The following is a 254-nucleotide window of genomic DNA, read 5'->3' on the forward strand; positions in this document are numbered from 1 at the left end:
CGGTAGTTCAGTCGGTTAGAATACCGGCCTGTCACGCCGGGGGTCGCGGGTTCGAGTCCCGTCCGCTGCGCCATATTTTCCGAGTCAGGTTTACCTTGGTTCGAGATTGAAAAGCGAGATTGAAAAGTCTCGAAGCTTCAATCAGACGAGATACTTGAGCGTCAGCTCAAAGCGATACGCAGCGGTAGTTCAGTCGGTTAGAATACCGGCCTGTCACGCCGGGGGTCGCGGGTTCGAGTCCCGTCCGCTGCGCC

Annotated in this window: 1 tRNA gene; it reads left to right on the forward strand. The window is 57.5% G+C overall.

Annotated elements, in window-relative coordinates:
• The first annotated feature begins 178 nt into the window (after nt 1-178).
• Nucleotides 179-252 (forward strand) — tRNA-Asp (locus tag ACCC96_RS30380).
• Nucleotides 253-254 lie beyond the last annotated feature (2 nt).

This window comes from Pseudomonas sp. Pseusp11 (assembly GCF_047304405.1).
In the GTDB taxonomy this organism is placed as follows: Bacteria; Pseudomonadota; Gammaproteobacteria; order Pseudomonadales; family Pseudomonadaceae; genus Aquipseudomonas.